This window comes from Bartonella sp. TS82HLJMH (genome assembly GCF_042193495.1).
In the GTDB taxonomy this organism is placed as follows: Bacteria; Pseudomonadota; Alphaproteobacteria; order Rhizobiales; family Rhizobiaceae; genus Bartonella; species Bartonella grahamii.
The window spans coordinates 39723-54482 of sequence record NZ_JBHILU010000008.1 but is presented as its reverse complement, the minus strand read 5'-3'; the positions used below and the strand labels follow the sequence as shown (position 1 = coordinate 54482).

Below are 14760 nucleotides of genomic sequence, written 5' to 3'. Positions count from 1 at the left end.
ATGCTTTTGACCCCGACAATAAAACAAAACTTTAAAAAGCACATTCATTATTTTTAAAACGATTTATTAAAAATGATAGCGCAAACCACCAGAAAAATGAACTCCAGAAAAACCAGCCTTGGTTAACCTATGCTGATAGCTAAGATCACTGTAAAGTGTAACTTTAGAAGAAAACTGCGCATTAATACCCAAACCTGTTTCTAAAGAAGAACCAAAAGAACCCAACTGGAAAACATCTTTAAAGTGAACAAATTGTTTTTTACCAAAACGATTAGAAAGATGAATATTACCATAAAAACAAATAATATGATCCTTTTCAGATTCTGAAAATGTTTTATTTAAACGCCCACCAATACGCATCAACCATTGACTCATTTTTTTCATCTCAACATCAAATCCATCAATATCACGAAACTTATCAAATTGAAGATGTTGATAAATAAGCTGAATCTGCGGATCAAAAATAAGACCTTCATGTCCTATCATAAACACTTTACCAGCAGAAAACGAAACGTTCAAAGGATTTGCTTTTAATGTCGCCGTCTTCCCCCAAGTATGGGTAAGCACATCCCCTTTAAACAAACCATAAGATAAAAGACCATGTACATAAAAACCAGTGTTGCGTTTCACACTACCGTATGTCGTAAATGACCATTTATTAAACGTACTCTTTTGGCTTTGTTCCACGTTACGAGGTTTTAAGGAAAGCTTTCCATAGGTTCCCATAATCCCAAAAGATGTTGTACTATATGCGTTCTCTATTGTTTTGAGCAAAATGTTTGTTTTTATAGCGTTATAATCAACATTACCATCGTACCCATATTTAAGTGTAGAAAGATCTGAAACATAACGATAACTCCCACCATAACCGTGGACAGATAAAGCAAAATTCCCTTCAACTTTTAATAAGTTGCGAGGAATAGACTGCATAACTTGCAATTCTTTTTGTTGATTACTGATATCCATGAGTTCAATATGAAACAAAGCATTTGGTAACAAAAGATAGGTTGGAACTTGTGGAACAACCTCTCTGACCTTTAACTCAGAATGAGGGATAACAGACATTCCCAAAGAAGGCTGAATATACTTACGTTCAAGGCGAAAATCCCAAAAATCTCCATTTCCTTCAACCAATCTTTGAGAAATTTGTGCATTTCCAAGAGTAGAATCTGGACCATAAGCATGAAGATAATATTGGTAAGGCAACCCCTCTAATGCAATATAAGCACGATTTAACTGAAAAGAATCTTCTGCCGCTTTTCCAGAAACCTGAATAAGTGAAATACTATGAGCATTTTCACTGATTGCTATCTCACCCTGATTTCCTACAACAAATTGCACATAAACTGTCGTTTTTCCAGAAACATCACCATGTATCAAAAGCCGATCAGTCTTTTTATTATCGAGCAAACCATCACTACTGAAATATGTATTGAGATAAATATCTGCCCTATCTTGCGCACTATAAACTTCTTTTTCTCCATTCCCAATATAAAGTGTCTGATACTCCTGAAACATTGGAGTCTCAAAAGCAATAAAACTATCAGAAACTTTCACAAATGAAATAGACGAACTTGTACGGTTTGCAACTTGCAAATCTATCCCTCTTCTTTTTGTCAAAAACCATTTTGATCCCCCTGTCAAATAAAGCTCAGCAATAGAATCATCGGCAACACGAGTCCCTCCTATCAATGAAGAAGAATCAGCCAAAATCGCTACACTCCCCCCTTTTTCAGCTGTTAATAATAAGTCACCAAAAATTTTTGTACCTTCTGTTACTCCAATATAACTACGACTGTTATTACTATGAACGGCTGTTCCATCTGGAACCTCAAAAATCGTCCTTTTCAAAAAGACAAGTCCCTGTTCATACGCATCATTTTCCCCATCCCTCTCAAAATACATACCATGTTTGTTACCTATTGCTTTAATTGTTGAATCTTCAATATTAACCCGCGAAATTAAAATATTTCCTTCCCTGCCGTTATTGGATGGCGTGTTAGAATCTTGTCCAACTGTTAAAACATGAACATCCGTAGAAATAATATTCGTATTTTTTAAATAAACAGAGCCCTGATGTTTTACATTGAAAACTGTATGTGCAATTTTTTCATTTTTATTGTCTTCCATTTTTTGATATTTTGAAGTAATGGTGACACCATTTAAAATCGCACTCCCCCCTCTCTCCACATAAAGCGCAGCAGCATCATTCACATCAATAAATCCACTTTTCATCTGAATACCCGCATCAGCCCTAACGAAAAGAGCACTCTCTTGACCGATACCCAAACCTTCCACTTTAATTTTTGTATTCGTTAACGTAACAGATGCTCCTCGCTTCTCTGCATAAGCAGCAATCTGAGAAGCCTCAATTGTTCCACGATTAACCTCAATCATTCCACTATCAGCTTTAAGACCTATTGATACATTTTTAAAAGCTGAATCGCTCAAAACAATTTTTCCCCCTTGTGATACAAAAACACCATAAATATCTTCTATACCTGCAGTAGCTTCAACCTCTACACGCATTGCCTGAATAACTGTATTTGGCTCCTGCACTACTATAGCAGCAGGTAACATGAGAGAACGACCCTCCCCATTCTTCTCTTTAACAGGTGCCGTGAATTTATATACTTTATTACTAATTGTATGCTTTGAACCATCACTGCATTCATAAGGTAATTTGTTTTTGTCACATGACAGTGATGTATATGAATGAGAATGTGCCTCAATATTTATATTTAACAAAAAAGAAAAAATAGCTGCTGTAAAAACGCACGAATGCAAGTGATTGTTAGATACCTTGACTATCATTGTTTTTTAAAACTTTCTTTTTTCAACAAAAACAAAAAATGCTGGCAAAAAAATAAACCACAAATTAAACACAACAAGAATAAAATAAACAAAATTATTTTATTTTTTATGATAAATTACAGAATTTAATAATATGTTTTGTGTTTTATGTAAAGAAAGAACACAAAGTTTTAAAATACCATTTAGGATAACAATCCCTTTAAAGAAGGCATCTCAAAACCCGCTGAAAACTGTAATTACAAAATGCCGAAAAACCAATCTTAAAAAAACGTGAAAAAATGCGAATTTTGAAGAGATATACTATTCAATTTATCTCACCACCGAAAAATAAAAATACAACAAAATGAGAATAACTTTTAAGATTAAACAATTAAAACGTTTTAATAAAACACAGCACAAATAAGATACAGTATACGAAATCTATAACCGCATCATCTCTTCAACCACAACAAAAAAACAAGAAATTGCACACTAATATATAAGCTAATGTACACAATTTCTATATTAAAAATGCTAGATAGCTAACAAAGAAATTTGAATAAATAAAAAACTTCTCCTAATACCCTATCATCAATGATTTGAATTAATTAAGTGTAATACTTTAGAAGATATTATCTCAAAAAATTATCATACAATGAAAAGATATTTATATAAAAATTACTTTCATAATATTTTAGATCTTTTGATAAAATCTAAAATACAGTAAAACACTCACCATCTTGAAATAAAAAAACAAAATAAAATTTCATCAAAATCAGTTCCAAGAAAGCTATCTGTTTATTATCGTTAAAGCAGATATTTTAGCAAAGCTATTATTTGCCATTCTTTATATTGAATAAATTTCTCTAAACAACAACTCACTATCCTCCGCTATCATCATCTGACAATAACACTATTGCTGATCTCGTAGCTGATGAATATAACTACATTGGAAACAAAAGAGCTATATTTCTCTCTTCTCCCGTTTAATATTTTTATTCAATTATTGCTTTACAAATCAACATTCTACTGTTGATGATCACTTGTGCAAAGCTTTTTTTATTTTCTGGCGCTTTTTATCATTTTCAAAACGTAACATCAAATCTCGCTCTTGTTTTGTCGAATTGGTTACACCAAAAGTATCATTGTCCATAACCTGCTGATACCCCGCTACCATTAAATTGACTAAAAATGAATCACTTCGCGGTGCTGATGAAAAATAGATTCCCTTTGAATCTTGTAATTTGTACCGATAACCTGCTTTAGTCATGCACTCATAAACTGCTGCAAAATCACTTGCACGCGAATCCATATTTTCAGAAGAAGCGTAGATTGGTTTCCAACCACATTTTGACAGTGCTTGTTGGACCATAGACTTACTGACACCGGGCTTTTCCCATAATTTCAAGGTAGATGGGGGAGGTTTGCTAATACACCCAGCAGAGCTTAATAAAATTATAGCACTCAATAATTTCAATGTTTTTTTCATTTCCCCCTCGTTCAATATTTACGACAGAAAGTCTGCTAATATTTGCTCACACGCAAGATGACTCTCGTTAGCATATAGATATTAAAGAAACAATCCCCCCATGCAAAAACAAGAATGTAAGGATTTTTGATTACAGCAGTCTCAATACTTAAGGTTGACATTCAGGTTGTTCTTTATGCTCTTCACAATGAGGACTATTCAAACGCCTCTCTACACTTCGTTGAGGAATAACTGCATCAGGCTGACAAATTGGAAGATTTTCATATTTCTCACACCACTTCATTCTTCCCAATTTATCTTGAAAACCTGCTTGAATCATGCATGCATTCACAGACTCCTCGGCATTGAATTTCTCATCAGTACTTATTTCTGTATCAATACGACCATCAAGATTCTGTATTCCACATTCTAACAGAGCTTTTTTTATCTCAAGCTGATCTGCACCGGATTTTTCCCATGCATCTACAGCTGTTCGAGAAGGCTGCTCTGGGTAACATCCAGCCATAACAAATAAGGTTATCCCGCTTAATAATTTTAAAATCTGCTTCATTTTCCTATCCTTGGGTAATTTTGATATTACGAAATAATCTATAAATTATTTTACACGCTGTTTTTTTATTTCCAAAAAAATGATGGACATTATCAACCTTTATTCTTTTTATCTTTCCGAAAATTATACCATTATTATTATATCAAAATACAGTAAAATTATTACTAAAATCATATTCTATCAACGGCATGCTTATAATTATTATCAATATTTTGATTACAACAAAAATAGATATTTTTATATTATTGCGCCTACAGTTGTAGTACCCATAAAATAAATAGCATTGAAATGGTGAATTAAGGACGTCCCCGCACACAGGCATGAGAAACATGAAGGTAGGAATTGTTGATCATCATTAGCAAAAATTAAGGTTGGCATTCAGGTGCGGTTTTATATTTTTTACAAAACGAGCTGTTCAAACGCTTCTTGACACTTCGCTGCGGGATAACAGCACTAGGACGACAAATGGGGAGGTTTTCATCTTTATTAAGTATAACACCAATATAGTCCTCCCCATTTGTAGTGGAATTTTGCTTGGGTCATGCAAGCATCAATGGAAGCCTCTGTATTGATGCTTGACTTTTTATTTTCTGGAAAGACATCATAAGAGGTTAGCATGCCACATTCTAACAGTGCTTTTCCTACCTCAGTAAAGTCTGCTCCAGGCTTCTCTCAAGCACTCAAAACTCCTAGTGGGACTTGTCGATGTTATATCCAGCGATATTTAACAGAATGAGACCACTTAATAATTTTAAGATTTGCTTCATTTTTTTCTCCATAAATAATCTAAATTATCTAAAATCGAATAAATTAGCATAATATGAGGCGCTCCATAGTGCCTTGCACACGTATAACGCGCATGACTATAACAATTCTAGGATCATAGCCGCCTAGCGCTCTCCCCTCCTTTCGCATGGGAATTGCTGGTGGAAATAATACATAGGGAAACTCCAAGGGTACCTTATAAAAAGTAGGTGGATTGTGACTAAATCCTATACCAATAGAGTTAAGTAAATGATTTTGTAGGTAGACATGATCTTTTTCGCTATCATTTACGACATATAATGGATTCTAATGGATTCGCTATCGATAAAGCCTTATCAGCTGTTCCCAAAAGATAGATATCTGTTTTCTTTGCTATATTGTGGATGCCACGCTTTTTAAAGTCACGTAATCCTTTACCTACTGTTATGGCACCTTGGGCTATGTGCACGAACAATCGCTACTGTATTGCCATTTAGTCCGTCAATTAAACCATTGCCGATTTCGTGTTTCACATCCCCATGAGCAAAACATTTTGCTACATCTCTTGTATCTTTTATGGTACCAAGAATGCTCACATTGACAAATCCTGTCACACCAGCAAAGGACTTTTCAGGAATCTCTTGTATCTTAGAGATGTCCTAGTTTTCCGAAAGCGTGATATTATTGCCAGCATCAACGTTGACATCACACTCTGCCGAAACATTTGTCGGGCTTGCATGTTTACATCATGATCAGCAGTAATCTGCACATCTCTGCGCGCTTTAAAATAGGATTGAACAAAGCGATTTCCTATTGATCGCCGGTGTCTTTCGCACTAGCAACCCCAACACTAACAGAAACACCGCTGCTGCTCTTTTCAAACTAAAAGCCAAAGCCTGTGCGCTCCTCCTGTGTACTTGAACTATGATTATTATGACCCACAAACACATTGACATCATGCGCAGCCGAAAGAATAATATCCTCCCTGCAAGATCAAAGTCTACTACACTCACATCTTTTTTCTTGATCGTAATATTGATATTACAGAGAGAAGAGCCTTAATGTTCAAAACTCTCTTCATTTTCTGTCTTTGTTTCGCTCCCGTATATCGAAACAAAATTTTTGCCTGAACCCACATCAAAACCTGTTGCATACGTCTGTGAATGGCTGCTATGATAATCTGTCATGTCAACAATCGTCATACTTTCTCCCATTACATTGATATCTTGACCAAAAATCAGATGAGAAGCAATAATCATAGCATCTCCTTGTACATCCATGTCAACTTTGCCCGTTGCCTCAAGGATAGAGGAAATCGTTATGATGTGCGTTTCAGAGCTATTGGAAGATTTCTCGTGTAAAAAGCCACTTTCCGATGATTGTTTTTGCTGGTCGTAGTGTTCTTGAGCGCCTTTTATAATAATATTGAATAATTTTGCACTACAATACAGCTGCGGAGTGCATTTTGTCCTCCTCCACTTGTGATAAAAATTACCCTCGTATCAATATTATAAAAAATAAGTTTTATACTTGCTCTTTTGATCGCAATAACAACAAGAATCGTAAAACTATCACACGTTCATTGTTCTCTTTAATTTACTCTCCTATGAAATTTTATTGTGATACCTTGCTGCTCTTTATTGAAGTTTTTGCAAACACAATGATACAATGACTTTATTATCCACTATTTTGTACCAATGCCAATCCTCTTTGAGAAAAAAACTTCTCCCTTTTACCCCATAACAACCAAGATATCCTTTTAAAGGATACAGAAGACTCCAACTCTTCTTTTCAAGAAAATACATCAAAAACTTTAACTTCACTTCTAAAAGCAATAGTAGTTTCTTAAACAACAAAATTTAAAAAACCAATTTTTATAAAGAGCTTATAAAACAATAAAAACAATTCTTACAATAACTTCTCTTGTGAAACAGAACTCCATTAATACGTTTAGAAAAAGATATCTGCCTATAATCTTGTATCTAGTAAAATCTATTTGCATTGTTAGGAATTTTAACATGAAAAACTTATATTGTTTGCAGGGCTCACAATCAAAAAACGCCTAATATTTATATGATTTGATCATGACCATAAGCAATGGCTCACAAAAACTTCCAAAGAAAAATAATAACGAGCAGATTTTTTTTCAATCTAAATTGTTCTAATCTTTAGAGAATAACAATCAAACAACTGTTCTCCTGATGACATCAGCTATTTATTTTGAGTTTAATCTCTATTCACATTTTATTGCAGTTTCTTTTGCTTTAAATTATAAAGTTTAAGTGCATAGAAACAAATAACAAGCCAAGCAATCCAACTAAAACCTATAATTAAAACTGGTCGTGTTTCATCAAAATACCATAAGAGAATAAAAATAGAAACCATAAATAAAATAGAAAAAATCGATCCTATTGGCCAAAATGGAATTGGAAATTTTAAACCATTCTGTACTTCTTTAGGCATCTTAATTCGCATAAAAATTTGTGAAAGTAGAATCATCATCCACACAAAAACTGTCGCGAACGTTGCCATTGCAGCAATAAGAAAAAAAAGCTTTTCATGGTAAAAATAATTAAGGACAGCACCAAGAAGAAAAATACCAAAGATCATCAAGATAACAAAAATTGGTATACCATTTTTTGATAAATATTGAAACTTCTTTAAAGCATAACCTTCCTGCGATAAACCATGTATCATGCGACAAGCACCATACATTCCACTATTCATTGCAGAAATAGCCGCTGTAACAACAACAATATTTAAGATATTTGCCGCATATGAAATCCCAAGATTTTCAAAAATGGATACAAAAGGGCTGTCCATAAGACCAATCTCATTCCAAGGATAAAGTGACATTAAAATAGCTAACGTCATGACATAAAAAAGCAAAATACGAACTGGAGTAGAATTAATTGCCTTTGAAATTGTTTGATGAGGGTTTTGAACTTCCATGACTGCCATCCCAATGATTTCTATACCACCAAAAGCAAAGACAACAACACTAAAGCAAGCTAAAAAACCAAACCAACCATTAGGAAAAATACCACCATTCTTCCATAAATTATGAATAGTAACAGTAGAAGAAACTGCACTTTCACCCCAACCACAAAAAATAATTACTATTCCTAAAATAATCATTGCAATGATAGCAATAACTTTAATAGAAGACAGCCAAAACTCTAGTTCACCATATACTTCTACGGCAGCTAAATTAATACCCGTAATAATTAACGTAATACTCAAAGCCCATATCCAAGGAGCAACATCAGGATACCAAAACCCCATATAAGTCGCAAAAGCTGTAATATCAGCCAAACCAACAAGAATCATTTCAAATACATATGTCCATCCCGTTAAAAAACCTGCTAATGGCGATATGTAATTTGCCGCATAACGTGCAAAAGAACCAGGTAATGGATTATGAATAATCATCTCTCCTAAAGCCCGCATAACCATAAAAATAGCTAAACCAGCAATACAATAGGCAATCAAAACACTTGGACCCGCAAGCTTAATTGCCTGTGCAGACCCATAAAAAAGACCTGTTCCAATAGCAGAGCCAAGAGCTAAAAAAATAACTTGGCGCTTACTCATACCTCGTTTCAGTTCATTTCGTGCCATTACTTTCCTTCTTTATTGAAATGTTGACGAAAATCCACACCACAATAACAGCTTTATGATAAATAAAGCCTCATGTTTCTCTTTCGAAGATATACTTTAAAAGCATTGAACAATAGCCTTCCAGACGCTCTATCCTAGGCAATGAAAAATACTTTTATTGCGAATGATTCAGCTTTTTATAGCCTAAGTTTTGTATCACTTTATTGAAATTACGTGATAATAAAATTTTTTATAATTGTCATTTAACTCATTTTTATATTTTCTATTTTTCTGCAGAAAATGTGGAATTGAATGCAAGATAATATAAACATTTTATTCATAAGGATAATTTATTGTTTTATATATTGGATTGGCTCCTCAATATCATAAGATTCTCTCTTTTCCAAACCTGTTCATATTGAAGCAATTAAAACTTTTCGTTTACACATTATAAGCGAGATTGATGTGTGAATAAAAAATACGTAAAGAAAGAAATAAAAATGCCTTTTAATAAACTGTCTCAAGTGCAAAAAGCTGTCACAACTCGGAAAATAGATTATCTGATAGTATCAACTCGTATCTTCGTAACATAAAAATAATGATGCATTATTAATCTTATACATTTCACAAGAGTTTTTAGATTATACCACCCACGGATGCAACCCTGACATGTAAGCTTAAGTATTGAGGAATATTTCCTTAAAACAAACCCGTTAATGCAAAAAACAACACTGTTTTGCATGAGGGGCATATGCTTTCATTCATCATATGTGTTTTTCAAGGCTATAAATAAAAAACTTAAATTGATATCATCATATTCAAGAGGAACATGCGTTAAACTTTCCATTAATACCGTATAAACTTTCTATACTTTTTAGCTTGTCACATCATCATAAATTGCATTCAACACCACGTGCACTCATTTTTTTAACCAATTGATATAGCTTAATCAATGATAATACGAACCTCGCCATTCCTCAAAGGCGTGAGAAATTTTAGCCCCAGCCCATCTTTTAAAAACTCCAGCCGCTTTAAATACAAGCTTTCCAAGCAAAAGAGCAACTGCGGCAAATATCATCTTTTCAACCTTTGGTCCAAAAAGAGAGCGACTATTGTTTTCACTTCTTTGACCTATGAAACATTCATGATCACTCCCCTTGTTACCTGGACAAAAATATCTTTCTCCTGTGCCCATATAGCAACACCTCCCCTCTAGAGACCTTCCTCTCCAAAAATTCGCGTAAGCCTCCACAATTTGCGAAAAACAAACAATAATTGTCATTAAAATACATAATAGACGATTTTTAGATATTTATTTCCTCTTTCTCGTGATTTAAAAGCACAAAAATTATAAACTATCTTTTAAAAAGAGAAATGCTCAATAAAAATATTAATTTTAGTGAGTAATAATAAATATAGTATGCCCATTCATAAACTTATCTAAAATATTTTATATCACAAGACAAGATAAGATAAGATAAGCGTATTAAAGAGATAATTGTGAGTAAACACAATACATAACAGCCAATAAATGGAAAAATATTTATTAATTATTATAAAGATATATTCATCATATCTCCAATTTTTGTATAAAGAAATCTTATAATTAGCTCTCTCCTTCTCTTTTAAACTCAAAAATAAATATTATTTAGGTTCTAGTGAAGGAAAAATTGTTTCTGGTAAAACAGATAATAAGTGCCCTTCACGCACAAGTATATGCGCTTGATGAAGATCTGGAGCCAGATAGCGATCTTCCTTAAGAGAAGCAACATTTTTGCGCAAACATTCTATAACAGATTGCAAAAAAGCACTTGTTTTTAAAGGTGCACGATATTCAATTCCTTGTGCTGAAACAAGCGTTTCAATGCCAATAAGTGTAAAAAGATTTTCGCTCATTACCAATAACCGACGAGCTCCATGGCAAGCCATTGAAACATGATCTTCTTGATTAGCTGAAGTTGGTGTTGAATCAACGGAAGCAGGATGGGCCATTTGCTTATTTTCAGACATTAAAGCTGCTGCTGTTACTTCAGCAATCATAAAACCTGAATTAAGACCTGCATTATGCGCTAAAAAAGCTGGAAGTCCATAAGAAACTGCTGGATCAACCATCAAAGCAATACGCCGTTGAGAAATAGATCCTATTTCACATAAAGCAAGAGCAATCTGATCAGCAGCAAACGCTACAGGCTCAGCATGAAAATTCCCACCTGATACAACTTCACCATTCCTTAAAATCAATGGATTATCTGTAACAGCATTTGCTTCAATAATCAGTGTTTTTGCTGCTGCTAGCAAAATATCCAAACATGCCCCCATGACCTGTGGCTGGCAACGTATACAATAAGGATCTTGTACACGCTCATCACCACGTAAGTGTGCTGCACGAATTTCTGAATCCTCTACAAGCCTTTCTAATGTTTTCGATACAGCAATCTGCCCATAATGTCCTCGTAAAATATGGATATCAGGATGAAATGGCGCCGTTGATCCCATGATGGCATCTGTCGTCAAAGCCCCTGCCAGCAATCCACCACACAATGCCCGGTAAGCTCGAAAAAGGCCGGCAAGTGCAAGAGCTGTTGATGTTTGAGTCCCATTAATAAGAGCTAGACCTTCCTTTGCCTCTAAAATAATAGGTGACAATCCCGCTTTCTCTAATGCAACCGCTCCACTCATACGAATATTTTGAAAAAATGCTTCTCCTTCTCCCATCATAACAGCCGCCATGTGAGCAAGTGGAGCTAGATCACCTGAAGCACCAACAGACCCTTTTTCAGGGATGACAGGAATGACGCCCTTTGCAAGCATATTTTCCAGCAAATTTACCAATTCTAGACGAACTCCTGAAGCCCCTCTTCCTAAAGAGATAAGCTTTAAGCTCATTATCAAACGCACAATATTTTCAGCTAAAGGCTCTCCTACCCCACAACAATGGGACAAAATAAGATTTCTCTGTAAAACAGCGACATCGTCCGCATCAATTTTAATGGAAGCCAACTTCCCAAAACCAGTATTAATACCGTACACAGGCTTACTTCCAGCAGCAATTTCAGCAATGCGCTGAGCCCCTTTCTCGATAGCTAAATGCGTGTCATTATGAAGTTTACTCACTTCACCATTAAAATAAATAGCTTCAAGTTCACTAAGCGTCACCTCGCTCGGTTTTAGTATAATAGTCATAATTTACTTTCTTTTTTAATCAAAGTGTAATGTTTAGCATTATTGATCCTTCTATAAAACAAAAAAACTATAACGACTCTTTAAAACGAGAATGCTTTCTTAAAGGCATTCCTTACGATGGGGTCATTATCCAAAAGTAGAATAGTTGACGATAAATGAAAATGAAATATTGACAAGCACAACCAAAGTCATGGATTTCAAAAATAGATAACGCATTAATTTATAATCATAATCTAAAATTATTTACATTGAATGAGAGAGCCGAACATCTTAAGATTCTCCCATTCTAAATCTGTGTATGTTGAATCAATCAAAAACATTCGCTTGCACATCATAAGCGAGATTGACATATGGATAAAACTGTAAAAAAAGGACTAAAAACTCCTCTTATGAACCGTCTCAAGGGCTGTCGCAACATTGGGAAATAACAAAGTGTGTGATGATGCAGACTTGTTCTTGTGTATGAAGCGTAAAGATGGAGGACTCAATGAATTTATCATTAAGCTATTCCTACTAAACTTATAAAAATCTTAGATAGATAGCTGCCACAATCTATCATGATTGCAAAAATTTAACTCTATAGAAAATTAAAAAACTTATTTAATCCATCACAACATAGAAGAAATTAAGCTTATTTGCCACTTCTAAAATTGTATTTAAAGCGCCAGATTGAAACCTGAAAAGCACATCTTCAATAAAACCACACAAGACTCGATCTAACCCGTTATTTAAAATAAAAATAAAAGAAGTTTTCTTATATCAAAAAATTTAATTAACATATTGTTTTTATATTATATCTTTAAAAAAGAGAAATGCTTCATATAACATATTTATATTTTACTTTTTTGCTATATTGAATATGAATTTAGGGATAATTTCAAAAGTAGTTGTTTTTTAAAGGTTCTTCCAAGTCATTACCCTTTTTACTGCAAATTTCTGATTATGATAATTTTGTATTTTTTCAGTTAGTTTTGTTAAAATTTAAGAACTCTCATTTAATAATAAAAAATAATCGTAAAAACAAAGAATTATCAAATATTTCTATTCAATCTACCTCTTCCCCTTTTATAAAATAATCTGTTGTTAAACTACAGTAAAGAAAGCGCTCCGATGCTATAATGCAGTTCATAAATTTTCTATTTAAACTCTCTCATATCAAGTGAACAATGAAAATAAGATGTCAATTTGAATGCTGAAGAAGAAAAAACTCTCCCTCCTCAAAATCTGCCTTAATAATGCGTTAATCTCCTGAAAAACGCCTACTCTGATGTGCTAAAAGAGCAAAAGCAATCATCGATATCAGATTATCCTGCATACATATAGAGCTCACTTCGATACAAAAGCTCCAAATTACCTTGCACTTCATATTTCTTTATCAATGTAACCAATTGCCGCAAATATTCTTGCCCATAGCAAGCAATAGCGCGTTGCGCTTGCGTTGAAGAGCGGCTCATTCCAATAAAAGATTCAGATGGGATCATCATCGTCCAATTGTGCGTATGGAAAAAAATCTTTTCTGGATCTACCCCAAAGCCATCACTCATTTCCTGTAAAAAATCAAATTTACGATAATACCGAGAATAGTTCGAACTCATTTTCTCTAACAATGTCTCATAAGCCTCTAGAAATTCGCTATGCTTGAAATCGCGATTATTTTGAATAACAGCCATGACACCATTGACTCGAAGTTGATCTGAAACAGAACAAAGCAACTTAGGACGATCCATCCACTGAAACGCTTGTGCTGCAATGACAAGATCGACCTCACCAATTTGAGGCAATAGGTCTTCTGCACGGCCCTGATACCACTGCACCGTAGGAAATTTTCTTCGCCCCTTCTTAATCATATCTGCCGATACATCGATAGCATGATATTGGTGCTCATTTCCTAAAAATTTAACAATTCCCTCTAATGCGATACCTGTCCCAGCTCCCACATCCACAATGGACAAATGCTTTTTGTTCTTAAAAGGATGGAGCATGGTTTTAAATAAAGTGAGAGGATAACGAGGACGATAACGATCATAATCATTAGCCAATCCATCAAACTTTTCACTTTGCCGTTGAACACTTTCTATCACAGGATTTTCCCCTCTTTCACAATTACTACCATACATAATTAAAAAACCCTTTTTTATCCGATGTACTAAGAATAACTTCTAAAGGAGGGAAAATAAGAACTGCCCTTACCGTCTATCTTTCCATAAGATTGATGCTTAAATTTTTCCCGTTTCCAATTATTATCTGCACGTTGTGAACCACAAAAAATACTACAAAAATAATATAATTTTCTGTAATAATAATTGATATGAATATTATTGATCTTTTATAAGATGACATCTATATAACCATTATTATTTTAATATCAACAAATCACTTAAGCGTGCCTAAAACGCATAGA

9 protein-coding genes and 1 pseudogene are annotated in these 14760 nt (G+C 34.1%); all 10 read right to left on the bottom strand.

The features are described 5' to 3' along the window. Positions 1–66: 66 nt before the first annotated feature. On the bottom strand, positions 67–2814 hold the full coding sequence (locus ACFIKO_RS05365; RefSeq protein WP_375673454.1) for an autotransporter outer membrane beta-barrel domain-containing protein: 2748 nt from the start codon (positions 2812–2814) through the stop codon (positions 67–69). Positions 2815–3832: 1018 nt separating this feature from the next. After that, positions 3833–4282 (bottom strand): hypothetical protein, encoded by a 450-nt coding sequence (locus tag ACFIKO_RS05360; protein WP_375619880.1) that lies wholly within the window; start codon positions 4280–4282, stop codon positions 3833–3835. A 148-nt stretch (positions 4283–4430) separates the two neighbouring features. Then, positions 4431–4832: a hypothetical protein gene (locus ACFIKO_RS05355; protein ID WP_375619881.1), complete on the bottom strand. Its 402-nt coding sequence runs from the start codon at positions 4830–4832 to the stop codon at positions 4431–4433. Positions 4833–5197: 365 nt separating this feature from the next. Further along, a pseudogene (locus ACFIKO_RS05350) lies at positions 5198–5599 on the bottom strand (hypothetical protein). A 281-nt stretch (positions 5600–5880) separates the two neighbouring features. After that, positions 5881–6045: a hypothetical protein gene (locus ACFIKO_RS05345; protein ID WP_375619882.1), complete on the bottom strand. Its 165-nt coding sequence runs from the start codon at positions 6043–6045 to the stop codon at positions 5881–5883. Between the two features lie 589 nt (positions 6046–6634). Next, positions 6635–6856 carry a hypothetical protein gene (locus ACFIKO_RS05340; protein ID WP_375619883.1) on the bottom strand — a complete coding sequence of 74 codons (222 nt, stop codon included), beginning with the start codon at positions 6854–6856 and terminating at the stop codon, positions 6635–6637. 964 nt (positions 6857–7820) lie between these two features. Beyond that, on the bottom strand, positions 7821–9197 hold the full coding sequence (locus ACFIKO_RS05335) for an amino acid permease (protein ID WP_375619884.1): 1377 nt from the start codon (positions 9195–9197) through the stop codon (positions 7821–7823). Positions 9198–10125: 928 nt separating this feature from the next. Then, a complete protein-coding gene (locus ACFIKO_RS05330; RefSeq protein ID WP_375619885.1) occupies positions 10126–10371 on the bottom strand; it encodes a hypothetical protein in 246 nt (81 codons plus the stop codon). Positions 10372–10820: 449 nt separating this feature from the next. Next, positions 10821–12359 carry a histidine ammonia-lyase gene (hutH, locus tag ACFIKO_RS05325; RefSeq protein WP_375673453.1) on the bottom strand — a complete coding sequence of 513 codons (1539 nt, stop codon included), beginning with the start codon at positions 12357–12359 and terminating at the stop codon, positions 10821–10823. A 1304-nt stretch (positions 12360–13663) separates the two neighbouring features. Continuing rightward, positions 13664–14476 carry a class I SAM-dependent methyltransferase gene (locus ACFIKO_RS05320; protein ID WP_375673452.1) on the bottom strand — a complete coding sequence of 271 codons (813 nt, stop codon included), beginning with the start codon at positions 14474–14476 and terminating at the stop codon, positions 13664–13666. Positions 14477–14760: the final 284 nt, after the last annotated feature.

What these genes read in the sequence shown, in the direction of transcription:
- ACFIKO_RS05360 (WP_375619880.1), bottom strand. Translation starts at nt 4,282, where the DNA reads ATGAAAAAAACATTGAAATTATTGAGTGCTATAATTTTATTAAGCTCT.
- ACFIKO_RS05330 (WP_375619885.1), bottom strand. Translation starts at nt 10,371, where the DNA reads ATGGGCACAGGAGAAAGATATTTTTGTCCAGGTAACAAGGGGAGTGAT.
- hutH (WP_375673453.1), bottom strand. Translation starts at nt 12,359, where the DNA reads ATGACTATTATACTAAAACCGAGCGAGGTGACGCTTAGTGAACTTGAA.
- ACFIKO_RS05340 (WP_375619883.1), bottom strand. Translation starts at nt 6,856, where the DNA reads ATGGATGTACAAGGAGATGCTATGATTATTGCTTCTCATCTGATTTTT.
- ACFIKO_RS05355 (WP_375619881.1), bottom strand. Translation starts at nt 4,832, where the DNA reads ATGAAGCAGATTTTAAAATTATTAAGCGGGATAACCTTATTTGTTATG.
- ACFIKO_RS05335 (WP_375619884.1), bottom strand. Translation starts at nt 9,197, where the DNA reads ATGGCACGAAATGAACTGAAACGAGGTATGAGTAAGCGCCAAGTTATT.
- ACFIKO_RS05320 (WP_375673452.1), bottom strand. Translation starts at nt 14,476, where the DNA reads ATGTATGGTAGTAATTGTGAAAGAGGGGAAAATCCTGTGATAGAAAGT.
- ACFIKO_RS05365 (WP_375673454.1), bottom strand. Translation starts at nt 2,814, where the DNA reads ATGATAGTCAAGGTATCTAACAATCACTTGCATTCGTGCGTTTTTACA.